This is a genomic window from Pseudorhodobacter sp. E13 (assembly GCF_003991405.1).
Lineage (GTDB): Bacteria > Pseudomonadota > Alphaproteobacteria > Rhodobacterales > Rhodobacteraceae > Pseudorhodobacter.
The window spans coordinates 17,017-41,151 of sequence record NZ_RPEN01000151.1; the positions used below are offsets into that span (position 1 = coordinate 17,017).

Below are 24,135 nucleotides of genomic sequence, written 5' to 3' on the forward strand. Positions count from 1 at the left end.
ATTTGCCGGCGTCAGGCGCGGTGTGAACAGGGTAAACGCAGTTCGCAAAGCAGAGCCGGCGGCGGGTTCGCCACAAAGGTGCGCGATTTACAGCGGCACGTCGTCATAGGCGCGCTTTGACGGTTGGAACATGTCACCCATCGGATTTTTCGCGCCATCTGACCACACATCCATGCTGCGCTGCATCTGCGCCTGATAGTCCGCAATCGCCTGCGTGACATAGGCGGTTTGGACTTTTTGAATATCCGGCAGGCTCTTGCAGGCGAGCATGGCTTTTTGCGCCTCGAGGTCTTGCGCAAGGCGAGTGGTGAAGAATTGCAGCATCCCCGCACCCCAGGCGGAGAAAGCTTTCATCTGCGCGTCCATCACTGGATTGAGCAGGGAGAGGCCGGGTGTCGTGGAATGGTTTTCCGCTGCCTGCGTTTTGGATGGTTTTGTCATAGTCTTTCCTTTCCCGATTTTGCCGATTGCAGGGCCGCCTTCACCCCTCTGCCCGAAGGGCTGATCTGGCATCCCGCTTATTTCTGGATCGCCTCAAGATAGACAAGCAAACCGGCCAGCGCCCTTGGTGTCGGGGTCAGCACGCCGTCAAGCTCTACCGGCACAAGATCCTCGGACATTGCGCCGGCGAACTGGGGCATCACGCGCGCAAGATGGCTTTCCTTGGGGTCGCCCCAGATATAGGCAAGCGCCCGCGTGGCCGGGAAGGTTCCGCCGTTGCGACGGCTGAGCGCGGTCAGATCCGGCGGGGCTTTTGACAGGCCAGCGGCCAGCGGGCCATCACCGGCCCCGTCTGCTCCATGGCAGGAGGTGCAGTTCTGACTGAAAAACGCCCGCCCCTCTGACCGGTCTGGCATGGATACATCGCTGCACGCCACAAGCGCCGCGAAAGCCGTTCCAAGACAGAGCGAAAATGAGATGGAGGCGTTCATGGTTTCCCTTTTGTGTTGGCTATGCGTCAGTCTGCGCGCAATCCTGTGCCCGCGCCATGATCGAAATCAATGCACGCAAGCGCCGAATGTGGTGACGGCAAGCCGGGGTCCCGCGCCTATTTCGCCCCTTGCGTTATGGCGCTGCGCTTCGAGCGTTGCCATTGCAGCAAAAGCACCGGTGCTATCGCAGCGACGGCGATGGCCATCGTTGTCAGACCGGGCGCGACGAACAACAGGCCCACGAGGCCCACATACCACCGCTCTGTCTTGGTCATGGTGGTAAAGATATAGCCGGAAAACGCTGCCCCGATAGAGGCGATGCCCAGCATGGCCCCCAACAAGGTGACAAAGAAGGCAGGCCAAGTGAAACCATCGGCGACCAACAGCAAGGCAGGCGAATAGACGAACACAAACGGCACCAGCGCCTTGGCGATCCCCAGCCGGAACGCAGTGTTCCCGGTTTGGAACGGGTTTGACCCGGCGATCCCCGCAGCGGCATAAGCCGCAAGGGCCACGGGCGGCGTGATATCGGCCAGCACCCCGTAGTAGAACACAAAGAAATGCGACACCAAGGGCTGCACACCCAGTTGTGCCAAGGCCGGGGCCGCAACCGCAACAAGGATGATATAGGTTGCTGTTGTGGGGATGCCCGCCCCCATGATGATGCAGGAAAAAGCGATGAGTATCAAAGATACGAAGAGCGCCCATTGTGTCACGGTGAAATAGGCCAAGGGGCCGAAGGTCGACAGCATGGTGCCGATATCGGTGGCCGTTTGCACCACGACATAGCCCAAGCGGAACCCCACCCCGGTCAGCGTAACCACGCCGACCACAATGCCCACCGTGGCCGCCGCAGCCCCCACCGCAATCGTGTTGCGCGCGCCATTGGCAAGGGCAGTGATCAGATCAGCAATCGTCAACCGGTTCAGCGGGTTCAGAAAGCCGATCACCACGCAGGCGATGATGCCGTAAACTGCGGCGAAATCCGGTGTGCGCCCCGACAGGATGAAATAGACCAGAATAGCCAAGGGAATGATCGACATCCAGTTTTGCCGCAGCACCTGTTTGGCCTTGGGCATTTCATCCGCGCGCAATCCGCGCAGGCCAAGGCGCTTGGCCTCCAGATGGACCATGATGAAAATGCCGAAGTAATGCAGCAGGGCCGGGAACAGTGCCGCCGCCAGAATATCGCGCAGGGGCAGTTCCAGATATTCCACCATGATGAAGGCCGCAGCCCCAAGGATCGGCGGGGTGATCTGGCCCCCTGTCGACGATGTCGCCTCCACCGCCGCCGCGAACCGACCGGAATAACCGACCCGTTTCATCGCCGGAATGGTCAGCGCGCCGGTGGTCACCGTGTTGGCAATGGATGACCCCGAAATCGTGCCCATGAAAGCAGAGGAGAAAATCGCCACTTTGGCCGGACCGCCCGCATAGCGCCCCGCCAGAACCATCGCCAGATCAATGAACAATTGGCCCAAGCCGATGCGGGTTGCCAGAACACCGAACAGGATGAACAGAAAGACGTATTTCGCCATCACTCCGATTGCGATGCCGTAAATGCCCTGATTGGTCATATAGAGGTGATTGACCAGCCCGGACCAACTTGCGCCGCCATGCTTCAGCGCGCCGGGCATGAAGGGGCCGAACAAGGCGAACGCGATGAAGCCGATGCCGATCAGCGGCAGGGTGATCCCGACTGAGCGACGCGATGCCTCCAGCGTCAGCAGCAGCAGCGCCGAGCCCATGAACACATCGGTGGGCGATGGGTTTCCGACCCGCATCGCCAGCGCCGCAGACGGCAGCAGCGGCAGATACATCGCCGCGCCGACACCCAGGATCGCCAGCGCGATATCAAAATAGGGCACCCCGTCAAAACGATACCAAGCAGAGGGCGCGACATCCGTCGACAACGATTTGCGCCATGAAAACAGCAAGAACACAAGGCCCAGCACAAAGGACAGGTGAATGCCGCGATGCGTCAGTTCCTGAATCAGCGCAAAGCCCGAGGCATAGAAATGATAGACCGACATCGCGACAAGCCCTGCCGTGATCACCAGCCCCATGCGCTTGCCTGTCGCGCGAAAGGCGGATTCCGGGTCGAACTTGCGTTCAATCTCGGCAAGCTCTGCGGCGCTGAGTTTTGCTTCGGCCATCTCGATGTCTCGCATTACCATAAAGGACGACCCGCCGGAAAACTCCGGCGGGCCTTTGGACGTGTGACGGGGCTGTTACTTCAGCAAACCGGCTTCTTTATAGAAACGCTCGGCACCGGGGTGCAGCGGGATGCCGATGCCATCCAGCGCGGTTTCGGCAGTGATCGACTTGCCTTTCGCATGGCCAACATCCAGCAAGACGCGGGTCTTTTCGTTCCACAGCGCTTTGGTGATGTCATAGATCAGCGCCTCATCCTCTTTGGCAGAGGTGATCCACTGCGCGCCAACGGCGACGGTGGGGGTGGCCGGAACGCCTTCGTAAGCGCCTTCCGGAATGTCAGAGGCCGAGAAGAACCCGTATTTGGAGGTCAGCGCCTCGGCACCCGCGCCATCAATTGGCACCAGTTTGATTTTCACGGCCGAGGCCAGTTCCACAATCGCCCCGGTCGGGAAACCACCCACGAAGAAGAACGCATCAATCTGGCCGTTGCGCAGCGCATCGCCCGATGCATCCGGCTTGAGTGCTTCAGCGGTGAAGCTGCCTTCGGTCAGGCCGTTGGCTTCAAGGATCAGGTTGGCATCGACAAAGGTGCCCGAACCCGGCTCATCCAAGCTGACGCGCTTGCCTGCCAGATCAGCGACCGAGTTGATGCCGCTATCGGCCAGTGCCACAAGGTGAATATGTTCGGGGAACAGGGCTGCAATGGCGCGCAGGTCAGAGGCCGGTGGCTGGCCTTCCATCGTGCCGGTGCCGGTATAGGCCCAATAGGCAACATCCGATTGCGCAAAGCCCGAGTTACGCAGCCCCGACACAATTGCGTTCACGTTATCCACAGACCCGCGCGACGACACTGCCGAGGCGATCAGGCCGGGGACGCCGCAGCTTCCGCCTTCGTCACAGGGGCGCGATCCGGGCGGGTTGGAAATGGCGTTGGCGATAACGCCGCCAACGGGGTAATAGGTTGCAGCCGTGCCGCCTGTGCCAATGGTAAAGAATTTCAGTTCCTGTGCCGTCGCACCGCCAACAAGGCTGGTCGACACAATCGCCGCGATTGCAGCCGTTTTTATCAGATTGAACATCCTGATCTCCCTTTGATTTCAGTCTCGTTATCGTTGTCGCATGGTTATGCGAAGGTCACGCCTTGTGCATTTGTGGTGCAGGCGCAGCGCTTTTACAATCGCAGATCAACGTGTTCTGAAAACAATTCGGGCCAGACCGGGGGGCCACTGCCATAGCCCGGCACAGGGGGCAGGCTGCGCCGCGCGTCAGTAAACCCCGATGGCGCGCACAGAAAGATCGGCATCATGGTCCCGGCCAAAGGCGACAACGGCCACGCTGCGCACATCGGAAACCTTGAACGATTGGCGCAACAGCCCGCCATAGGGCGCAAAGGCCGAAAAGGGCACGCGTATCTCTTGCCAGGTCTGCGCGGTGTCAAACTTGGCCTGAAACAATTGCCAGGGCAGCACGGTCCATTTCGTTCGGATATGCAGGTAATAGGGTTGGCCGTTGCCGCGCACCGTCAAGATGATGCCTTGCGCCGTTTCTGGCAGCGGGGCCTCCAGCTTGGCGCGGGCCTGAATGAACCCACCGTTATTGGCGGTGCTGACCCGCCCGGACAGATGCAGAATAGGCTGGCCCTGCTCTGTTTCAAATGTCACCCGACCTTGGGAAACACCCCCCATGACCTGATCGCTGAAATAATCCCAGCGGCTGGGGTCATTGACAGGCAGATCAATCATGGCGTCCTCGGCAAAGCTGACGGTGGGGCAGATCAGGGCAACCGCAAGCGCCACCCGACGCAGGTTTACAAAGCGCATGGCGTTCTCCTTGTTCTACATGCAGGTGGGGGGGCGCGCGGCACAAACAACCCAAGCGGGCAATATGCCGCAAGCGCGGCCCGCGCCGGAACGGATCATCACGCGGGCAAAAGCACGTCGAGCAAGCGGGGAATTTGCTGTTTGACCTTAAAAAACCCTGCGGTGGCATGGGGCCAGATTGCCCGATCCCAATCGCGCTGCCATTCGCACAAGGTGATCCCCCGTGCCGCCAGCGCAGGCGCGGCCTCATCCAGCCAGTCGCGCAGCGGCCCCCGTGTCACATAGGCCGTTGCGATTTGCGTGGCCCCGACCGATGCGGCCCATTTCGCCAGATCATCTGCTGCGCCCGCCTGCATCTGTGTGGCCACGCCCCCCACCCGCGCCGCTGCATCTGCAAGCGCGCGCCCCTCAAACCGGGCCACCGCCGCTGCAACCGGCAAGGGGGATCGCAGGTGGGAGGTCGCGAGCGTGGCAGCACAACGGATATCGAGACCCGCCAGCCCGAAATCTTCGATCCGGCAATCCTCATCCGTGATCAGCAAGGCCGTGGGCTGGCCGGCTTGCGGCGGTGTGCAAGGGCGCAGGGGGCGCAAGGGGGGCAGGCCATCCGGCTCTGTCCCCTCCAGCCCTTTGGTCACTTTTGCCAGATCTTGCGGGCGGGGGATAAAGCGCCCGGCGGTGAAGGTTGCGATATTGCCCGCCTCTGCCGGATAGGGTTTGCCCCGCGTGTGCAGCCCCGCCACCCAGCGCCACCCCAAAGTGTTAGAGGCCGCATCGCCATCCAACAGATGCCGATAAAAGAAATCCGCGCCCAGCCGCCACGGCAGCCCCAGCGTGAATATCCAGATCGAGGCAAACCACATGCGGGCATGATTGTGCAGATAGCCCGTGTCTACCAGTTCCTCGACCCAGGCATCGAAGCAATCAAGGCCGGTTTGCCCGGCCATCGCGCGATCAACATCGCGGCGCAGGCGGCGGTCCCGGTCCAGCACGGCAAGATCGGCCTGCACCCCCTGCGCATAGCTGGCCCAGACCTGAGGGCGCTGTTCCAGCCAGCCTTTGAAATAGCCGCGCCAGACCACCTCTTGCACGAATTTTTCTGCATCCTCTGGCCCGTGTGCGGCAAGCGCTGCCGCCACGACATCGGATTCCAGCACCAACCTGCGCCGGATATAGGGCGACAAGACCGACACCGCCAAATGCGCGCCCGCCCCGTGGTCAGTGTTGCGCCCATTGGCATAGCGCCGCCCCATGCGCGGCACAAATGCCACCAGCCGGGCCTCCCCTTCGGCGCGGGTCGCTGTCAGATCGGTCATCGCGGTCATCCTCTTTGCACTTGCCGGTCAAATGGCGCAGCGCAAAGCGATTTCAAGGTGGGGCAATGACCAGCCCCCGGCACTTTTTGCGCGCCACTGTCTGGGGCCGCCAGCCCCGTGCCACAAGAAAAACCCATCGCGGTGAAAGCGCAGCCTATGCAGGACAAGCAAAGACAGACCCAACGGGCGACCTGTTTTCGATGCGCGCTTGACGATACCATGCGGCGAAATTTGGCCAGAACCTGCTTTCCCACCAGTTGCTGTTCACCTTCGTCAGTCATCCAAAGCGGCGCATAGCGCGAGATGGCGGGCCGCGTGATCCGCAGGTCTTGCTTGCGAAAGTGACGGCGCTGAGCCGCCGTCAGGACCGGGATGAGAAGCGGCATCGCAGGTCCTTGATAGCAGCGTATCGTTTTGCTTTTTCGCCCAGAAGTCCATCGGTTGAAACCACCACCTGTGCAGCGGACAAAAGCCGTTGAAGGCGCTGTAGAGGCCGCTATTGTCGCCAACATGGGAAAACGGGATCACATGCGCGCCTTCTTTCGGCGCGCCACGGCGCTTGCAGCCTTTGTTTCACTGCTCTGGGCGGTGCAGGTCGTCAATTGGCTTTTCGGCTACGGCTTCAATCCGGCCTTCGGCCTTATTCCCCGGCACGTCAGCGGGTTGGATGGCATCATCGCAATGCCGCTATTGCACGCAAGCTTCGCGCATTTAATGGCCAATACGCCGCCATTATTGGTGATGGGAGGGTTGCTGGTGGCCACTGCCACGCGGGCCTTGCTGGCTGTGAACGCCGTAGTGATTGGCCTCGGCGGTGGTCTGGTCTGGCTGTTTGGAAGCTCTGCCATCCATATTGGTGCCTCTGGGCTGATCTTTGGCTGGTTCGGTTTCCTCGTGGCCCGTGGCCTGGTGGATCGATCACCGATTACGCTCGGCGCAGCACTCTTGGTCGGGGTTCTGTATGGCTCCATTCTCTGGGGTGTGCTGCCGGGTCAACCCGGCGTCTCTTGGGAGGCCCATCTGTTCGGCGCTATCGCGGGCGCCGCGGCTGCGCTCCTCATCCGAACCCATGTGCACGCGCCGCGCCTCGGTGACGTCAATCGGGACTGAACCCGCACAAACGGCCCCTTGAAAACTTTGGTTGACAGTCGGAGTGCTGCGCGGCCCTTTTAGCGGTGGCTTCCCGAGCATCCGCCAAAAGCACCTCAGAAAAGCAACCCTCCTTGCTGTTTCAGGTGCGTGGCATGGCGTTTTCATCGATGTAGATGGAAACGATGAGAGGTCAGAGATACAAGCTTTCCCTAGCCCATTTCAACCAAGCGCTTCAGGACATCCGAACGCCGCAACAGCCCCAGGAATTGCGCGCCATCAAGGACGGGAAAGACCCGGTAGGAATGCGTAAGGAAGGCTTCGGCGGCATCGGTGATATCGGCGCTGACGGGCAGCGTCGCGACCTCGGCGGTCATAAAGTCGGCCACTGTGCCCTTCCATTCCTGATAATAGCTCGCGTTCAGTGTCGGGCGGAAGCAATCCTTCTGGCTCAGGATGCCGCGCAGCGCGCCGCTGTCATCAAGCACGGCTGCCGCTGCCGCACGCTCTTGCACAAGCGTGGCGACGGCGCGGCGGATAGGCATGTCTGGCGTCAGCACCGGCAGGTCGGTGCGCACCAGCCCGCGCAGGGTTTCATTCACGCTCATTCCGCGCCCCCGGTCTTGCGGTGCGGGCATCCTTCGCAGGCAATATCCTTAAGACAAGACATCCCCCCGCACGAGCCTTTGACCGGCCCCCGCCCGAGGGCCAGACCAAGCGCAAGCCCCCCCATGGCCAAGACAACGACGACAAGTCCGAGTAGCAGTTCCATCGCCCGCCCCTTACATCACATAGCGGTCAAAGCCGCCGGTGGTTATCACATCAAGTGCCGCGCCGTTGTTCAGCAAAAACAGCGCCGCGATGCTGTTGGCGCGGGCGATCTTCGGCCCTGCCTCACCAGCGGCGAGAAGTGCGGTGGCCCATCCGTCTGCCATCATCGCCGTCCCGCTCAGAACCGAGACAGAGGCGATACGCCCCTGCGCGGGGCGCGCGGATTTCGGGTCGATGATATGGCCATATCGATGCGCGCCAAAGTCATAGCTTTGCGCCCGCAGGCCAGAGGTCGCGACCGCCAGCCCCGAGGGCAAGACCAGCGCGGCGGCTGCGCCCTCCTGTCCGATGCGCGGGTCTTCCACTGCCACACGCCAGTCGCGGCCCAAGGGATGCAGGCCCGCGCTTTTCAACTCTCCGCCAAGATCAATCAGGAAATCCGTCGCCCCCGCTGTCAGCAGATGCTGTGCCATAAGGTCGAGCGCGCGCCCTTTGGCGATGCCGCACAAATCCATCGTCAGGCCCGGCTGATCCTTGTGCAGGCGATCGTCACCCACTGCCAGCCCTTGCCAACGCCCAGTCTCAAGGCCGGAAATGCGCCCGAACCCCCAACGCGCCACCAATGGCCCGACTGTTGGGTCAAACGCCCCGCCGCTGCTTTGCGCCAGACCCAGCGCGGCACGGGCGACCCGTGCCACATCGGGTGACACCGCGCATTCCTGCGGTGCGGCATTGAATCGGGACAGGTCGCTGTCGTCGCGCCAAGGCGACATTTCGCGGTCGACCCGGGCCAGCAGGCGTTCAATCCCGGCGCGATGGCGGGCGATGCGGGTTCCGGCGGGGGTGGTGATACGCCAGTGACTGGCAAAGGCGCGCCCCTCGATGGTTTCAACCGGGTTTGCCCCCGTCAGCGGCACCGGGGCCTCGGCCCTTGCGGCACCGGACCACAGCGCGGCGCCTGTCAGGGCGATTATCTGGCGTCGGGTCATATGGGTCGGCATGGCTTAGCCTCCAAAATCATCATTGTGGATTGATTGCGGTTCCACCCCCAGCTTTGCAAGCATGTGGAGCACGGCGGAAATCATCACCGGTGGGCCACACAGATAATACTCGCAATCCTCTGGGGCGGGGTGTTTTAAAAGCGCGGCGCGCACCGTGTCGTGGACAAATCCGGTGGCCCCTTGCCAACGATCGCCCGGCGCGGGGTCAGACAGGGTGGGTGTCCAGTCAAAATTCGGGTGGGCGGCGGCAATCGCCTCGAACTCTTCGACATAGAACAGATCGGCCGCCGAGCGCGCGCCATAGAAATAGCGCATCCGCCGGGGCGTGCCCTGCCCGATCTGTTCATGGATCATCGCGCGCAGCGGGGCCATGCCAACACCGCCGCCGATAAAGATCATCTCACGCTCTGTCGGCTGAACATGGAAATCACCGAAGGGGCCAGAGGCTTCGACCGTTTCACCGGGTTTCAGCGCAAACAGCCATGATGAGACAACACCCGGCGGCAGGTCCCGTTCTTGCCCTGCGGGGGGCACTGCCAGCCGGATGTTGAACACCGCATGCCCCACATCCTCGGGCCGGTTGGCAATGGAATAGGCGCGGGTAACACTTTCGGCCGAGACGGAGCGCATTTGCGGCCAGTCGGCCAGCATCCAGATATCCCGGAACGCGGGTTCCACGTCGATCTGGTGGAAACCGAGGTCATGAGGCGGCGCGGTCAGTTGCAAAAACCCACCGGCGCGGAAATCGAAGGGCTGTTCTGCGGGCAGTTTCAGCACCAGTTCGCGGATCAGCGGGGCCAATTGCCGATTGGACAGCACGGTGCAGGTAAATCCGGTGCTGCCCAGCAAGGCCTGCGGCACCGTGACAGCGCAGGGGCCACGCAGGGCCGCCTGACAGGCCAGCCGCACATGTGCCTTGCGTTCGGCCGCTGACAGGATGCCTTTTTCGGTGGCTTGCGCCTCGCCCGCGCCATCGCCTTCAACCACCACGCGGCACAGCCCGCAGGTGCCCGACCCGCCACAAGCGGCAGGGATGCCAATGCCCGCGCCATGCAGCACGCCCAGCAATCGGTCCCCCCTTGCGGCCTGAATGGTATGGGTTCCGTTGACCGTTACGGTCATCGCCTCGGCAGGGATCAGCCTGCGGCGTGTGACCAGCAGCGCCAAGGTCAGTGCGACCAGCAGCACAACGATGATAAGCGCACCCAGCAGGATCTCGGTCATGATGCTACCATCTGCGCAAAGGCGGAAAAGCCGAGCGACATCATGCCCGCCAGTATGAAGGTGATCCCAAGACCCCGCAGGCCCTGTGGCAGGTCAGCATAGGCCAGCCGCGCCCGGATAGCCCCCAGCATGACCACCGCCACGGCAAAACCAAAGCCCGCGCCAAGGCCAAAGACTGTGGATTGCGCTAGGCTGTAATTGCGTTCCACCATGAACAGGCTGCCGCCCAGAATGGCGCATTGCACGGTCAGCAGCGGCAAAAACACCCCGAATGAGGCATAGATCGCCGGAAAGAACCGGTCCAGCACCATTTCCAACAGTTGCACGGTGGCGGCAATGACACCGATAAACGCGATAAGTTTCAGATAGGACAGGTCAGTTTCGGGCAGGCCAGCCCAAGCCCATGCGCCGGGGGTCAGCAGCGCGGTATAGATCAGGTGGTTCAGCGGCACGGTCACGCCCATGACTGCGATCATGGCGATGCCAAGCCCCAGCGCCGATGCGGTTTTCCGCGACAGCGCGATGAAGGTGCACAGCCCAAGGAAGAAGGTCAGCGGCATATTCTCGACAAAGGCCGCGCGCAGAAAAAGGGACCAAAGCTCGGTCATGCCGCATTCTCCGGGTCATCGGGGCGCAGATAGTCCAGCGCCTCTGCCTGGTCCGGCAAGATGCTGCGGATCGCCCAGACCAGCCCCCCCAACAGGAAAAAGGCCGAAGGGGCCAGTAGCATCAGGTTCAGCGGCGTATACCAGCCCCCCTGATCGACCGTTGCAAACACTTGCCAACCCAGCAGCGACCCCGCCCCGAACAGCTCCCGTATCGCGCCGATCACGGTCAGCACCAGTGAATAGCCCAACCCATTGCCAAGCGCATCGACCATCGCGCGCAAGGGCGGGTTATGCCGCGAATAGGATTCGGTGCGCCCCAGCACAAGGCAGTTCGTCGTGATCAGGCTGACAAAAACCGACAGCCGCTGGCTGATCTCAAACAGATAGGCCTGCAAAAGCTGATCGATCACAATCACCAACGAGGCGACGATCACGATCTGAACGATCAGCCGGATCGAGTCCGGGATATGCCGCCGGATCAGGCTGATCACCCCGGCGGAAAGCACCACAACGGCCGTCAGCGCCCCGGACATGGTCAGCGCGGTGGCCACCGATGTTGTCACCGCCAGCGCCGAACAGATCCCAAGGATCTGGAGCGTCACCGGGTTTTGCCGGATCAACGGTTCGGTCAGGATCCCCCAAAGACCTGTGCGTGCGCTCATGGCCTAGAACTCCCCCCGCCTGATGGCTTGCAGAAGCGGGCCGTAACCGTCCGGCCCCAGCCAAAAGCGCATCATGCGGGTGATGGCGTTTGATGTGCGGGTGGCCCCGGTGATCCCATCGACCTCATATTCGCTGCCTGCCTGACCACGGGCAACGGCAAAGCGAATGGTGCCGCTGGCATCTGCGACCGTCTTGCTGCGGAACTGGTCCAGCCACGCCGCTTCCTCAATCCGGGCGCCAAGCCCCGGCGTTTCGGACTGGTTGGTGATGGCAAGCCCGGCGATGGTATTCGTGTCGGCCCGCAGTGCAAGGATTGCGTCTATCAACCCGTTATAGCCCGCGCCACTGATCGGCAGCAGCACCAAAGACAGATCACCGCCCGCATCGCGCAGAAAATACACTTGCGCGTAATTGGGGCGCTGGCCCAGCCCGGCAAGATCCTGCGCTGGGGTCAGGCCGGTCCAGTTGCCGCTGTCTTCCAGCGCGGCAGACAGGGTTTCGGGCTGCACCCCGGTCGCTGCCGCACCCCGGTTCAAATCAATAACAACGGTGGAAACGGTGCCCCCCGCTTGCGACAAAACCTCGGTCATGCCCGGAATACCCGAGATCAGCGCCTCCAGCCGGGCCTGTTGTTCCACAGCGCGGTTGGCGGCCTGAATGGGCCGCAGCATAACCGTGGCCCCGCTGACCATCAGCGCGCAGACGGCCGAGACGATAAAGGCCATGCCCAGCGTTTTGGGTCTGCTTTCATTGGGCAGCGCCAGAAATCTGCGCCACGCGGTAAGCGGGTTCAAGTCAACCATGACGTCGTCTCCTGCGTTCTGTCCAAAGCGCGAGCGCCGCCTCGTCCAGCAGCGGCGCGGCGAGAGAGGCCCAAAGCGCGGCGGATACCGCGATTTGGGCCGTGGCGGCCCCTTGCCAACCGGTGGCAAACAGCACAACCAGCGCGCCATAAAGCCCCCCGTTCAGCCAGCCGCCAAGCCGGGTGGACGCACTGGCCACCGGGTCGGTGACAAGCAGCGCCAACACAAGTGCCGCCACGGGCAGCGCCGCCGCGACAGGCACCCCAAAGGCAAGCGCCACCCCCGGCGCGACCATCGCCCCCAAAATCAACCGTAACGACATAACCCCGAAGACCACCCCCATCGCCAAGGCCGGCAACGCGGCCCAACCAACGGGGGCAACAAAATCCGGCCAAGCAGCCGTCGGAAAGCCAAAGCCCAGAAAGGCAATCGTCACAGTTGCCGGGTTCAAGACGTTGCGGCCCCAGCCGCCGAACACCAATTCCGCGAAGACCGACCCAAAGCTGATTCCCAAGATCAGTTGCAACAAACTCAGGTCCTGCGGGGCAAGCATCGCCACCCCCACTGCTGTAATCGCCCCGGCGAAAGAAGGCGGTTGCGCCCGCGCCAGCATGAAAACCAAATGCCAGATGCCCGATATCACCAGCGTAAAGACAAGCCGCCCCAACGCATCAAGGCCGCCGAACCACAGCCACGCGAAAACCATCGGCAGCATTGCCAGCAACAGCAACAGCGCAACCATCTCCCGGTCCCAGAGGCCCCGCTTCATGCTGCGTCCTCTTCTTTGGCGATCTGGTTCAGCATCGCGCGCAATTGGTCGGCCAGCCGTGGCCGAGCCCCGGTGACGTAATCGGCCAGCGCCACATCCTCTTCAACCAGCGACAACCCGCCCAGCTTGGTGAAAGCCTCGGTGTCTCTGGTGGCCAGCGCACGGATCATTGCAGCGACAGGAAACGCCGCGCCGCCCATGGCCTGTTCCAAGGCGGCGGTTGGGATGATCGGCATCGCAATCGCCGCCTGATCCAGCGCCGCCCCGAACCAGTGCCGCAGCTTGGGCTGCGCAGCGCGGGATAACACGGTGACCTGCCGGTCGCGCGGGGCCAACCAATGCGCGGCGCGGCCATCAAGGAACGCGCCCGACAGAATATCATGCGGGCCGGGCCGCACGAGGCTTTGGGTCAACCCCCGCAAATCCGCGCCCGGCTGGCAGCGAACAAGCCGCGTCTCGCGCAGCGCATCCCCCGCAATAGCGACCAGCCGAGTGGGGGGCAGATATCCGGTTTCCAGCACTGCGCCCAGATCGGCCACATCCTCGGCGGCGATATCCCAAACCGGGGCGGCAATCCGCGCCGGAAACTGACGGTGGATCAACAGCCCCGCCGCCCCTTGCGGATGCAGCGCACCCGCCTGTAGGCGCGTGATCTGTGACGGGACAGCCCCGCCATAGCGCGCCTTGCCGGGTTCACAAAAGAAGATCGGCCCCGCCGCAAACCCGGCCAGCGCGGCAAGACCGCGTTCAAAATCCGCCTCGCGCCCGGCCAGCGCCACTGCCGGGGCGGCGGCATTGGGCCGCGTGTCCACACCCATCACAAAGATCGCCGCCGCAACCTCTGCCACCTTGGGGGGGTGGCCGAAGGGGCGGCTGCGAAACATCCGCCACAACCCGCTTTGCTGAAGCAATGCGCGCAGACCATCGGGGCCGCGCGCAGCGGTGCTTGTATCGAACCGATAGCGGTCGCCACGGGCATCGTGAAACAGCACAGCCTGCAACAACTGGCGCCCCGGACGCAGTTCGATACGGGCAACCTGCCCGGCCATTGGCGCCACAAGGGCAATTCCGGGTGTATCGCGCAGCCGCATCACCGGTTGCCCCTGCGCTACACGCCCACCTTCGGGCACCAACAGTTCGATGCGCAACGCCTCACCGTGATCGGGGATCAGCGCGGCTTCGTCCGTGATATGCGTTTCAGGCGCGGCCTGCGCCGAGGGTAAAGTGGAAAAAGGCAAGACAAGCCCTGCGGAAAAAAGAGGACCGAACATATCTTCTCCGTTGGTCTGCATCTTGTTTCCCGCACCACCCTGCCCGCGCAAGCGATTGCGGAAATCACCCAGAAATGATACCAAGAAATTGCGCGAACGTATAGCCAAGACAGCTAAGGAGCGACAAAAGATGATTTATACAGGTTTGAAAATAAAAGATATTTTTAAGATATATGTTTCTTTTGTCATTTTGGCGACTGTTCCGGCGCAGTCTTTTGCGCAGGATGTGACCACCCCCACCTCACCCGAGATCGAGGCCATTGCGAAAGAGCTTGAGCTGTTTGTCATGCCCCGGTCAGGGCCGTTTCACCCGGATCAGATCAAGATCGAAAACCAGCTTGCCATTTCAAACTGGGCGCGGTCAGGGCACTCGGATGCAGCGTCTGAATCCTTTGCCCACTGGAATGCCGAAGGGGAGATTCCGCCTGCCTGTGCCACATGCCATTCCGGCGCAGGGTTTCGCATATTTCACGGATTGGACGGCAGCGAACGTGGCCCCTCCGCGACCCCCGTGCCGACAGGCGGTGTGGTGGATTGCGCGACATGCCACGATCCGGGTCTGACCAGCATCACAGAGGTGAAGTTTCCAAGCGGGCTTATGCACCCCGTCGCATCGACGGCAGAGGCGTCTTGCATGACCTGCCATCAGGGCCGTGCCTCGGGCGTGCAGATCACCGCAGCGGTCGGCACGCGCGATGCCGATACGCCTGACCCTGCGTTGAATTTCATTAACCCGCATTACGCTGTAGCCGCCGCCACTTGGCTTGGGGGCTATGGTGGGGCGGGTTATCACTATCCCGCGAAAACCTATTCGGGCCGCTTCTTCCATGCGCGACCGGTGGAAACCTGCGTTTCGTGTCACGAACCCCACAGCCTTGAAGTGGCGCAGCAAAGCTGTTCCACCTGCCACCAAGACGGCACGCCCGACAACATCCGCCTGTCCCGCATCAGCTATGACGGTAGCGGCAATCTTGCCAAGGGCATCCGTTCGGATATCGCGGCCAATGCAGAGCGTCTCCACGGGCTCGTGATCGAATATTCCAAATCCATCGCGGGGACGCCTATGGTCTATGACGGTCACAGCTTCCCGTATTTCTTTGCCGATGCGAATGGCGACGGGCGGATAGACCAAGCAGACGGAAAATCAGTTGCGTATAAGGCTTGGACACCGCGTCTCTTGAAGGCTGCCTACAACTGGAAACTGGTGACTTCAGACGCGGGTGCCTTCGCGCACAACCCACATTATGCCCTAGAACTTTTATACGACTCCATCGAAGACATTGCAGGCCCGCTCGGGCAGGATTTTGCGTCATGGAGCCTGTATCGTTAAGGGCCAGACCCACTGATTTCGGGCTTTTTGTTTCATTCAGGCTTCGCGAGGATACCTGATCAACAGGCAGTCTTTACTGGCTGACGGACGCCTGAATGGGGCGTCCGAAGCCGTTCTTTCCCGAGGCTTGGCAAAGGTGGTTTGCGCTTGATTGCGGTTGTGGTCCGTTTTCTGTGCTGGCCAACGGATCAAACTTCGCCTTCATTCCGGGGGGGCAGCGTGTTGCGGCGGCTGCGGGCAAAATCTGTTCCACTTAAACGAACGAATTCAAGCGGATGTTGATGCTAGGGTCGTGCAAATCAACCGCAACGCTGCGACGCGCAAGCGGCTGGGTTTTGTCATCGCGGCGATAAATCCGCGCCCGGCCCGTCCCGCCAAGGTGCTTCTGACAGTGGCACGCCGCTGATTTTACCGCGTCCCGCGCAGGTCCTTGACGATGAATATGCCCTTTGCCCGGAAACGCCGGGCTTTATGAAAATGCGCCGCGAGCAAGGGCATTCCTACCGGCCTGAACCGGCCCAAAGATCCCGCGTAAAGCCGAAGAAGATCTTGTATCTCTGGCCAAAGGCGGCATCAAATGTTGACCCATCAAGGGGCGAACAGATCCTCTGGCAATCCATAGATATCAAGCCAGTCATACCAGGCGACATCGGTGGGGCCGAAGGCGAGCATCATCATCACCCACTCTCCGTCGATATTCTGCATCAGTCCCATCACCGTATCGCTCATCACTCCTTTGGCGATGTCATTGGCATAGGGTGTGGCGGCCCAGTTGATTGCCTTTCCGTTTGGTTGAACCGGCCTGCCTTGCAAATATGCCCAAGTGCCATCGGTTTTCAGAACCGAGATCACAAAGATCACCGGTTGCTGCAAAAGGCCCTCGACAGGCACACGCAGCGTATCTGCCAGCGCAGTGCGCAAGGCGGTGCCACGAGCCGGGGTGAACAGCGCGGCGGTGTTCAGCGGCGGATACCCCTCGGCCACCGACATGTCGTCAGAACCAGCGTAGTCTCGGTCGGTATTCGCGGCGGGCTGGCCCCCCATCGGGCCAAAGCCATCGGCCATATAGCGGATCACCGGTTGGAAATTGGCGGCCAAGGCCGGCGGGTAGCTGATCTCAAACACCTGAACAAAGCCATCGGCACTGACCAAGACCTTGCGGTAAAAGGCTGCCCCCTCGGAAAAGCCTGCGATCTCATACCAGCCGGGGCCTTCGGTCGACTGCGTAATCTGATCGCTTCCGGACATCTCAAGGTCAAACTGCTTCAAACCCTCCTGCCCTAGCCCCATCGCGTCATATTGCGCAAAGACCATGAATTGCGCCGCGCCGTCGGCCGAAACAAAGCTGCGGCCATCACCACTGTCCGGAGGCGGTTGAGGACTGAAATAATCACTGGGGTAGCTGATCTGGGTGCCATATCGCCCATTGGTATAGCGCGAATAGCCCCCTTCTTCGGCCACAAAAACATCCGGGTCTGCAATGGGTGGCGCGGGAGGCACGGCCAGAACAGGTGGCGCAGGCGGGGCGAGTTGCGCCGCAGGTGGTGGTGCCACATCAGGCGCTGCCGCGACTTTCGGTTCGGATTGAACCTCTGGCACTGGCGGTGTTTCCGTGGGCGCGGACAAACCGGCGGACTCGACCATCGGGCCGATCACCATATCGGTCTGAGGATCCAGAATCAGACCGGCACTGCGCGGCCCGTCACACTCTGCCGACCCCTCGGGCAGATGAAAAGCCAGACTGGATGTCACCTGACCAAGCTCCTTGCCCTCGCGAAAGCTCTGGACACCACCAAAGGCGATGGCAAAAGCCTCGCCCCCCGGCAAGCAGGTTCTGGAAATCCACAAGCGATGATATCCCGGATCGGCAACGCCATTCTCCATGAATTCCGGAACCGTTCCGGGCCAAGCGTAGCCAGACAGCTCCAAACCCGGCAGGGTTTCGAAATTGCCATGGGCGCGCAGCGGCACCGATCCGGCCAACCCATCGGGTGCCAGCAACGCGGCACCGCGCAGGATCGTGAGATACCCCCGCCCCTCATCCTCCATCAGGGTCAAACTGTCGGGCATTTCGGTGACGGTCCAGCCGACCGGCAGCGTGTATTCAACCAGCCCCTCCAGACCCAGCGTCGGAACCGGTTGCGCCGCGGCGGTGTCGATCGTCATGGTCGCAAGGATGTCGATGAAGCCGGGGCCATCGGGCTGACCACCGCGAAGGCTGATCAACAAGTGCCCCTGCGCCCCGACTGGCGCCAATGAAACCAGCACCGCGCCATCTGGCTGACTCATTTCGACAAATCGTTGACCGTCAATCACGATTTCCCTGCGGTCAGCAGTCTGGGCCGGGGCATCCGGGGTGGTGCCGACGAACAGTTCGTATTGGCCTTGCGACGACATATAGGCAAGGCCGCTGTCAACCGGGCCACCCGTCCAGCTTTCCGGCACGCCAAAGCGAAGCCCGCCGAGGTTGAGCGCAGGCCAATCAGGCTGCGGCACCGGGCGCACCAACAGACTGTTGCCAGTCACACTGCGTCGCGCCCCCCCATCGCCTGTGGTTTCCGGCACCGGGAACACTGTTTCGGCACAGGGTGCGGCCCCGTCACCGGGCGTGAATTGCAGCCCGTCCAGCAGGTTCTGCACCGTGCCGGATGTTTGAAAAGACGGCATGCCTTCGATCAGCACACCGACAGGCGCACCATCGGGCAGACATGTCTCCATAACGTAGAGCCGCACAGATTCGGGGTCGTCGGAATTGTCACCATAGCTGTCTTGCGGCTTGTGCCAATCATAGAACCGCGCGGGCTGGCCCATGAAAGTCACGCTTTCTGCGGGGGTCCGGTTTTCGACGTGGTAGGTCCAGCTGTCCCAATCCTTGTCGGCCGCGTCATACCGGATCAGCGTGACCGCACCTCTCGGGTCGATCCGGGTGAACTCGATATAGCTGTGTTCCTCCGGGCGATAGTCTTTCCACGCGTCGGGCAATGGTGCTTGCAACACAGCGCCGAGAACCGGCTCCCGCCACGGTCCATCGGCCATGGGCAAGGCCAACGTCGCCATGATCCGGGCAAACAGATCTTCATGTTTGGCAAGGGCGTCCCCGTGGGCAGAACGGATGATGGCAATATGTTCGTTGCCCAAGACCGGTTCTGCCGAAATCAGAACATCGCCTTCGATCGTCACCTTGCCATCTGGTGCCTCTGATCCACGAAAGCGGTTGAAGACCCAACCGCCAATCACCTCTTCGCCCAATGGCTCTAGGCCGCTGACCATGGATTTCGGCATGGCGGTCAGTGTCATGCCAAAGCCGGGCCCGGTCTGTGCCTCGGCCGTGCCCGCGATATAGCCAAGGCCAGAGTCCGAGTCCTGCACCACAGTCCAATCCGAAGGCACGGCAAAACTGGCACCGCGAAAGTCATGGCGCTGCCAATCGGGTGGCAAGCTGTCAGTTTGCGCCATGGCCACACCTGCCAATACCCCCAACGCTGTGCTGGCCATGCACAGGTGGACATACCACCCCAAACCACGCTTTGTCGGGTCACGCATCGTCTTCATGGCACACTCCTCATGATCTGAACCATTCTACCGCAGATGTGCCTCGACTGCCTTGATCCACCTCAGATCGCAGACTCGGCCAAGGTGCTATTCTTGTCCTTGTCGCCGGTGATGCTTGGGCGGTTTCAGCCGCCAAAAGGCCAAAAGGGGCAAGCTATGTTTTTGACCGTTTGCAAAAGCGCTATCCTGTGTGGGACGCTCTCGGCGCAGGCGCTTTGGGCGAATACGCCAGAGCAGCCTTGGGTGCAGGCTTTCTCTGATGATCTAGGGGTCGCCTGCCAGCCCGGCACGGCCGCCCTGCCCGCTTGGGACAAACTGGAACGGTTGGGTATGGCGCCGGAATGGGCGCTGATTTGCGGCGACAAGCGGGTGGTTTCTGTCACGCTGGCCGCCGATCCCGCGCAGTCGCTGTCGCGGCTGCAACGCCCGCTTCTTGCGGCATTTCTGGCCGAGAGGGGCGTCTCGCTATTCCTGCTGGATCAAAGCCGTGGCACCATGATCAGCCTGACACCGCAGCCGCCCGCAGGCATGGCGATGGCGCTGGTGGCCCCCCCCGAATTACCGCAGGTGCTGTTTATGGGCCAGCCCGATCCGGCTTGGCTGCCCTACGCCCATCGTGGTGGCGATTTCGACGCTGGGGCCAGCTATTCGGACCAGTCCCTGCATTTGCGCGTTGGCCCCGACAACGGCACGGCAACTGCGGGTTTGACCAGTGTGGCCCCCGTTGTCTGGCTGCCGGAACCAGACAGTGGCCTGATCCGTCGGTTGACGTTCACTCTGGCGTCAGATCAGGCCGACGGCGCGCAGTTCACGCTTATGGCACCCGAAGTGGCGGGGCAGGAAGACTGGCCCGCGCATGACCTGATGATCCGGATCAGCAGCGAGAACGGCGGCCCGCCCCTTGTTGCTCTATACCTTGACGAAGGCCGCAAGGGGCAGGTGCCGCTGGAAGGTCTGGAGGATCCGTCATCCCTTGTGCTGGATCTGGACGAAAAAGGTTTGGCCGTGTTGCGCGATGCCTCGGGGCTTTGGCTTGCCGAAACGATGCTGCCGCCAGAGATGGGGCTGCAAGGCTGGCATCTGCAAGCGTCGGCCCGGCCGGGCACCCATCAGGGCAAGGCGGCAATGGATCTGGCGATGATCACCAGTCAAAGCCTGCGTGCGCCTGTGTCAAACCCACCCACAGCCCTGCCCGCCGCCTTTGCACCCCCCGGAACAGCTTTGCAAACCACCCTCTTCGACGCCAGCAGGATTGGCCCCTGGATGGAACCCTTTACCATCCGCAACCTGCCCTTTGCCGAAAGCGCCAGCTTGGCAGACGGCATGCTGGCGATTTCGGTCGGGGAAAGCCGCAACCATGCCAATGCCGGGCTTTTCTCGCCTGAACCGCTGATCTGGCTGGACAGGTTCACCGATACTGCCAACACCCGCTTGCGGATCGAGATTGACCCGGATTTTACCTCGGGCCTGCGGGTGGCGCTGATCCCTGACAAGGTGCTGGACGGGGGCGACCCCGGCAATGGCAGCTATGTGGTGACTTTGGTCAAGACGGCCGAAGGCGGTTTGCAACTGGGCCGGCTGCCCGGCAACGCGACCGACCTGCCGACGCTGGAATTTGCCGATATGGCCGATATGCCAAAGGTGCTAGAGCTGGTCTTGCGACCGGGCATGATCGACGTGATCGCCGATGGCGCTGCGCTGGAAACCGGGCTTGCATGGCCAACGCTGCGCGATGGGCGCGCCCTGCGCCTGATCGTCACCAGTCACACCGCCAAACCGAACTTGCCCGCCACACTGGGCTTGCGACGGATCGACCTGATCCGCGAGATCGGGCCCGTCCTGTCCGACCAAGATCAGGCACCATCCGGCTTCGCCCCGCTTGATCGTCAGGTTCTGATGGCTCCGGGGCGGCTGGCGGGCTGGACGGTCGTGACCCCCGCCTCACCCGAAATGGCAAAAGAGGTTAGCCTTGATGGCAATGGCCTGACCGTAAAGACTTCGGCCCGGTTTGACACTGCCGCCGCAGGGGCCATCACCACCGATCCGGTTGTCATTCTGGATGACCGACTTGATCTGGCAGGGCAACGGATTGCACTGCGCTTTGATCCGGCCAGCACATCGGGGCTTCATGTGCAACTGGCCGACTCAGCCAAGGCGGATCTGAACAAGGACCAATCCCTTTTGGTGGCGCTGATCAAGCAGGACGAGGGGCGCAATGCCGGCACATGGCAGTTGCAGCTTTATGGCGGCTATTATGCCAATTGGACCCGCCCCCTGACCGCCGCAGATATGGCGCTGTGGGATGGCAAGCTGTTCATTGACGTCACCGACACCACAGTGCGCGTCACCCTGCCCGGTATCACCGCGCTGGAGGCCCAGGGATTTTCAAGCCTGCGTCGGGGCACGCGCCATCACCTTTCTGTGCTGTCCTTTGCCGGGCACCGATATGGCCCGGCGCAGCTTCGCCTGACCGATGTCACCATCGGAACAGTGGCACCGCCCCTGATGGATCTGGGCACCCGGCTCTTGCTGGAGCCGAACGAGAGTTTTGATGCCGATGCCTATCTGGATTGGCTTGCCACGCAAATGACAAAGGATGGACCATGACCAATGCTTTCCGTCTGATCGGCCTTGCGGCTGTGATCGCGGCGCTGTCGGGTGCTGCGGCGCTTGCGCAAGACAACGGGCGCAGCCCGTCCGAAAAGAAGGTGCTGAAGGGCATCATCTTCCTGCCCTATGAAAAGCATATCGCCACGCTGGGGCGCCTTGGCGTCCAGCCCACTGAAGCCTTCTACAATTGCCTGTGCAAAAGCGCAGGCTACGGGGCGATCGGCACCTCTCAGTTCTATCATCCCGGCACGCTTGGCGAATATGACCCGCGCTACAGCTGTAACCAGCCCGGCGATCCTTGTGTCGTTTCGGGCTATGGGTGCTTTCGCAACCCCTTGCCGACGACGCAATCCATCTGGGACAGCTGTGCAATCACCAACCCGCTTGGTTCCGGAAATTCGGTTCTGGAGGAAATGCTGGGGGCGATTTCAGCCCGCTCCGGTCTGGAAAAGCGCAAGCTGAACGAGGACTTTCAGCGCTGCAAGGCGCGCCATGCCGAACTGTCAAAAGAACAGAATCTGCGGGACCGGTTTCGCGGGTATGACTACTTGGCGGCCAGCGGTGTTCCCGTTCTGCCGCCCCCCAAAAGACTGGCCGAAGCGCAAAAGGCGCAAGCCGACCGCTTCATTCTGGACGCAGGCAACCGTCTGCGACAGGCCGAGGTCGAGATTCAGAAGGCGCTGGATCAATCCGCGATGAAACAACTGTTGTCCGCGCTGGTGTCGGACCCGAACCATCAGCAGGAATTCTTCTCCACCATGAAGGAATTGACCGATCTTGCCCATGCAACCGAGGCGATGAACGTCTCTCGGGCCGAGTCGATCTACAATACCGCGGCCAAGAAGGCCCGCGCCGACGGCACCCCCGATTCCTATGCCATCGCCCGCGACGCCCACAACGCCCACAGCGCCGCCCGCGCACGGCTGGCAAGCCATGACGCCATGGCCAGGAATATCGACCGTCTGGGCAAGATCATCGGCGGCGTGCAGGACGTAAAGGCGTTTTCCGACGCCTTGGGCGCGACGAAGGGCGGCGGTTCGAAAGAGGCGATCGTGCTTTTGACGACGACGATGGACATGACACAAAAATATGTCGAAATGGCAACATCGGGACACGTCGACGATCTGGCCGCTCTGACCCAGAAGATGGAAAAGCTGGACCCGACCTTTCGCATGCCGCAAGGGCTGAACCTCGACAATCACGCGCAGTTGGAACGCTTGCGCAAAAAGACCCAGAACAGCAAATTCGTCGTCGACACGCTGAAAAAAGGGGTCGAGGTCGGCAACGCGGTCAAGGAAGTTTACGACCAATACACGCTATACGAAAGCAAGGTCGCTGCTGCCCGGACCCGCATGGCCTCCGGGCGCTACAGCGAGGCGCAGCAGGATCTGCTCTTTGCCATGAGCATCATGTCAGGGCTTGCAAAGAAGGGCGGAGATTTCCTGCCAGCAGGTCTGGGCGACATCGCAACCTATTTCTCCGAAGCGTTGATGATACCGGAAATGGCCGATACCGCCATGCGCAAGGCCGTCGATACCCAAGACAACTTTGCCCAGATCGCCGGGTCCCAGAAGGGATCAGAGGCAATGCAGAATTGGGTCAACATGAACGGTAATGACTTGATGCTCGACGACTATCTGTATCGTCAGGCAAAGCTCTCGGCTTATGTCGAGGACAATGCCGGCAAGGATCCCTTCGTGTTTCTTTCCGGCGGCACGTTGCACGGGGCGACGCGTCTTGGCTATGACAAGGTGGCGGAAATGGCCTATCTTTTCCCGATCGTGTATGGTCGGCGCATGACCGATGAAGATCTTCTGGATGTTTTTGGCAAATACGATCGGCTTGAGAAGATCGACCTGAACCCGATGCGCGAACAGGCGCAACTGGCCCTGTCCAAGGCTGCGGAAACAGGGCGGATCGCCGATCTGATGGGCAAGAAGACCATCACGCCAGAGGAAGAACGCGCCTACCGCTCTTTCAGCTTGGAAGTCCTCAAGGCGTTGCCGTTCGGTTGTGCGATGGACCCGGAACTGGAAAGCTCGCTTTTTGCGGGATGGATGAAGGGAAAGGAAGATCAGGCCAAGATTACCACCTGGCTGAAAGACTATGGGGCTGATCTGAACAGCCTTAAATCACAAGAGCAGTGATCGGATAATGATCGCTTTCTGCCAATTGCGTTTTGAGTTTTCAGGGGAATAGCCTTGGCTTTCGGGGGCACC

Annotated in this window: 20 protein-coding genes; 4 read left to right on the forward strand and 16 right to left on the reverse strand. The window is 61.5% G+C overall.

Features of this window, described 5'->3' with window-relative positions; all coding sequences use genetic code 11:
- Positions 1-87 precede the first annotated feature (87 nt).
- The 7 genes from EGN72_RS06535 to EGN72_RS19460 form a co-directional block, all read right to left on the reverse strand.
- Complete coding sequence (locus tag EGN72_RS06535; protein ID WP_127045860.1) at positions 88-513, reverse strand: phasin family protein; 426 nt, start codon at positions 511-513, stop codon at positions 88-90.
- Between the two features lie 5 nt (positions 514-518).
- Complete coding sequence (locus tag EGN72_RS06540) at positions 519-932, reverse strand: cytochrome c (protein ID WP_233587052.1); 414 nt, start codon at positions 930-932, stop codon at positions 519-521.
- A gap of 116 nt (positions 933-1,048) precedes the next feature.
- On the reverse strand, positions 1,049-3,109 hold the full coding sequence (locus tag EGN72_RS06545) for a TRAP transporter fused permease subunit (RefSeq protein WP_233587053.1): 2,061 nt from the start codon (positions 3,107-3,109) through the stop codon (positions 1,049-1,051).
- A gap of 54 nt (positions 3,110-3,163) precedes the next feature.
- Complete coding sequence (locus EGN72_RS06550; protein WP_127045861.1) at positions 3,164-4,168, reverse strand: TAXI family TRAP transporter solute-binding subunit; 1,005 nt, start codon at positions 4,166-4,168, stop codon at positions 3,164-3,166.
- Between the two features lie 186 nt (positions 4,169-4,354).
- The gene (locus EGN72_RS06555) at positions 4,355-4,909 is read right to left on the reverse strand and encodes a CIA30 family protein (protein ID WP_127045862.1); all 555 of its coding nucleotides are present in this window, start codon (positions 4,907-4,909) and stop codon (positions 4,355-4,357) included.
- 98 nt (positions 4,910-5,007) lie between these two features.
- The gene (locus tag EGN72_RS06560) at positions 5,008-6,225 is read right to left on the reverse strand and encodes an FAD-binding domain-containing protein (protein WP_127045863.1); all 1,218 of its coding nucleotides are present in this window, start codon (positions 6,223-6,225) and stop codon (positions 5,008-5,010) included.
- Positions 6,226-6,498: 273 nt separating this feature from the next.
- Positions 6,499-6,753 (reverse strand): hypothetical protein, encoded by a 255-nt coding sequence (locus EGN72_RS19460; RefSeq protein ID WP_233587054.1) that lies wholly within the window; start codon positions 6,751-6,753, stop codon positions 6,499-6,501.
- Here EGN72_RS19460 and EGN72_RS06565 point away from each other — a divergent pair, their 5' ends adjacent.
- Positions 6,754-7,335 (forward strand): rhomboid family intramembrane serine protease, encoded by a 582-nt coding sequence (locus tag EGN72_RS06565; RefSeq protein ID WP_127045973.1) that lies wholly within the window; start codon positions 6,754-6,756, stop codon positions 7,333-7,335.
- 191 nt (positions 7,336-7,526) lie between these two features.
- On the opposite strand, the gene EGN72_RS06570 is transcribed toward EGN72_RS06565, so the two are convergent.
- The 8 genes from EGN72_RS06570 to EGN72_RS06605 form a co-directional block, all read right to left on the reverse strand.
- Positions 7,527-7,922, reverse strand: a complete 396-nt coding sequence (locus EGN72_RS06570; RefSeq protein ID WP_127045864.1) for a CBS domain-containing protein — start codon at positions 7,920-7,922, stop codon at positions 7,527-7,529.
- Positions 7,923-8,096: 174 nt separating this feature from the next.
- On the reverse strand, positions 8,097-9,074 hold the full coding sequence (locus EGN72_RS06575) for an FAD:protein FMN transferase (protein ID WP_127045975.1): 978 nt from the start codon (positions 9,072-9,074) through the stop codon (positions 8,097-8,099).
- 15 nt (positions 9,075-9,089) lie between these two features.
- Positions 9,090-10,310: an NADH:ubiquinone reductase (Na(+)-transporting) subunit F gene (nqrF, locus tag EGN72_RS06580; protein WP_127045865.1), complete on the reverse strand. Its 1,221-nt coding sequence runs from the start codon at positions 10,308-10,310 to the stop codon at positions 9,090-9,092.
- Positions 10,307-10,918 (reverse strand): NADH:ubiquinone reductase (Na(+)-transporting) subunit E, encoded by a 612-nt coding sequence (gene nqrE / locus EGN72_RS06585; protein WP_127045866.1) that lies wholly within the window; start codon positions 10,916-10,918, stop codon positions 10,307-10,309. Before nqrE ends, nqrF begins: the two co-directional genes overlap by 4 nt.
- Positions 10,915-11,580 (reverse strand): NADH:ubiquinone reductase (Na(+)-transporting) subunit D, encoded by a 666-nt coding sequence (locus EGN72_RS06590; protein ID WP_127045867.1) that lies wholly within the window; start codon positions 11,578-11,580, stop codon positions 10,915-10,917. Before EGN72_RS06590 ends, nqrE begins: the two co-directional genes overlap by 4 nt.
- A 3-nt stretch (positions 11,581-11,583) precedes the next feature.
- Positions 11,584-12,384, reverse strand: coding sequence for a Na+-translocating NADH-quinone reductase subunit C (locus EGN72_RS06595; RefSeq protein ID WP_127045868.1), 801 nt, complete (start codon positions 12,382-12,384; stop codon positions 11,584-11,586).
- Entirely contained in the window at positions 12,377-13,153 is a 777-nt protein-coding gene (locus tag EGN72_RS06600) for an RnfABCDGE type electron transport complex subunit D (protein WP_127045869.1), read from the reverse strand. Before EGN72_RS06600 ends, EGN72_RS06595 begins: the two co-directional genes overlap by 8 nt.
- Positions 13,150-14,424 (reverse strand): Na(+)-translocating NADH-quinone reductase subunit A, encoded by a 1,275-nt coding sequence (locus tag EGN72_RS06605; protein WP_127045870.1) that lies wholly within the window; start codon positions 14,422-14,424, stop codon positions 13,150-13,152. Before EGN72_RS06605 ends, EGN72_RS06600 begins: the two co-directional genes overlap by 4 nt.
- A gap of 190 nt (positions 14,425-14,614) precedes the next feature.
- On the opposite strand from EGN72_RS06605, the gene EGN72_RS06610 reads away from it, so the two are divergent.
- Complete coding sequence (locus tag EGN72_RS06610; RefSeq protein ID WP_233587055.1) at positions 14,615-15,754, forward strand: cytochrome c3 family protein; 1,140 nt, start codon at positions 14,615-14,617, stop codon at positions 15,752-15,754.
- Between the two features lie 588 nt (positions 15,755-16,342).
- Here EGN72_RS06610 and EGN72_RS06615 read toward each other — a convergent pair.
- The gene (locus tag EGN72_RS06615) at positions 16,343-19,306 is read right to left on the reverse strand and encodes a hypothetical protein (RefSeq protein ID WP_127045871.1); all 2,964 of its coding nucleotides are present in this window, start codon (positions 19,304-19,306) and stop codon (positions 16,343-16,345) included.
- 156 nt (positions 19,307-19,462) lie between these two features.
- Between EGN72_RS06615 and EGN72_RS06620 the strand changes: the two genes are divergently transcribed.
- Positions 19,463-21,913 (forward strand): hypothetical protein, encoded by a 2,451-nt coding sequence (locus EGN72_RS06620; protein WP_127045872.1) that lies wholly within the window; start codon positions 19,463-19,465, stop codon positions 21,911-21,913.
- Positions 21,910-24,063 (forward strand): hypothetical protein, encoded by a 2,154-nt coding sequence (locus tag EGN72_RS06625; protein ID WP_127045873.1) that lies wholly within the window; start codon positions 21,910-21,912, stop codon positions 24,061-24,063. The genes EGN72_RS06620 and EGN72_RS06625 overlap by 4 nt, the downstream gene beginning before the upstream one ends.
- The last annotated feature ends 72 nt before the right edge of the window (positions 24,064-24,135 follow it).

What these genes read in the sequence shown, in the direction of transcription:
- EGN72_RS06600 (WP_127045869.1), bottom strand. Translation starts at nt 13,153, where the DNA reads ATGAAGCGGGGCCTCTGGGACCGGGAGATGGTTGCGCTGTTGCTGTTG.
- EGN72_RS06575 (WP_127045975.1), bottom strand. Translation starts at nt 9,074, where the DNA reads ATGACCCGACGCCAGATAATCGCCCTGACAGGCGCCGCGCTGTGGTCC.
- EGN72_RS06620 (WP_127045872.1), top strand. Translation starts at nt 19,463, where the DNA reads ATGTTTTTGACCGTTTGCAAAAGCGCTATCCTGTGTGGGACGCTCTCG.
- EGN72_RS06615 (WP_127045871.1), bottom strand. Translation starts at nt 19,306, where the DNA reads ATGAAGACGATGCGTGACCCGACAAAGCGTGGTTTGGGGTGGTATGTC.
- EGN72_RS06545 (WP_233587053.1), bottom strand. Translation starts at nt 3,109, where the DNA reads ATGGTAATGCGAGACATCGAGATGGCCGAAGCAAAACTCAGCGCCGCA.
- EGN72_RS06565 (WP_127045973.1), top strand. Translation starts at nt 6,754, where the DNA reads ATGCGCGCCTTCTTTCGGCGCGCCACGGCGCTTGCAGCCTTTGTTTCA.
- EGN72_RS06570 (WP_127045864.1), bottom strand. Translation starts at nt 7,922, where the DNA reads ATGAGCGTGAATGAAACCCTGCGCGGGCTGGTGCGCACCGACCTGCCG.
- nqrE (WP_127045866.1), bottom strand. Translation starts at nt 10,918, where the DNA reads ATGACCGAGCTTTGGTCCCTTTTTCTGCGCGCGGCCTTTGTCGAGAAT.
- EGN72_RS06595 (WP_127045868.1), bottom strand. Translation starts at nt 12,384, where the DNA reads ATGGTTGACTTGAACCCGCTTACCGCGTGGCGCAGATTTCTGGCGCTG.
- EGN72_RS06540 (WP_233587052.1), bottom strand. Translation starts at nt 932, where the DNA reads ATGAACGCCTCCATCTCATTTTCGCTCTGTCTTGGAACGGCTTTCGCG.
- EGN72_RS06555 (WP_127045862.1), bottom strand. Translation starts at nt 4,909, where the DNA reads ATGCGCTTTGTAAACCTGCGTCGGGTGGCGCTTGCGGTTGCCCTGATC.
- EGN72_RS06550 (WP_127045861.1), bottom strand. Translation starts at nt 4,168, where the DNA reads ATGTTCAATCTGATAAAAACGGCTGCAATCGCGGCGATTGTGTCGACC.
- EGN72_RS06605 (WP_127045870.1), bottom strand. Translation starts at nt 14,424, where the DNA reads ATGTTCGGTCCTCTTTTTTCCGCAGGGCTTGTCTTGCCTTTTTCCACT.
- nqrF (WP_127045865.1), bottom strand. Translation starts at nt 10,310, where the DNA reads ATGACCGAGATCCTGCTGGGTGCGCTTATCATCGTTGTGCTGCTGGTC.
- EGN72_RS06590 (WP_127045867.1), bottom strand. Translation starts at nt 11,580, where the DNA reads ATGAGCGCACGCACAGGTCTTTGGGGGATCCTGACCGAACCGTTGATC.
- EGN72_RS06535 (WP_127045860.1), bottom strand. Translation starts at nt 513, where the DNA reads ATGCCAGATCAGCCCTTCGGGCAGAGGGGTGAAGGCGGCCCTGCAATC.
- EGN72_RS06625 (WP_127045873.1), top strand. Translation starts at nt 21,910, where the DNA reads ATGACCAATGCTTTCCGTCTGATCGGCCTTGCGGCTGTGATCGCGGCG.
- EGN72_RS06560 (WP_127045863.1), bottom strand. Translation starts at nt 6,225, where the DNA reads ATGACCGATCTGACAGCGACCCGCGCCGAAGGGGAGGCCCGGCTGGTG.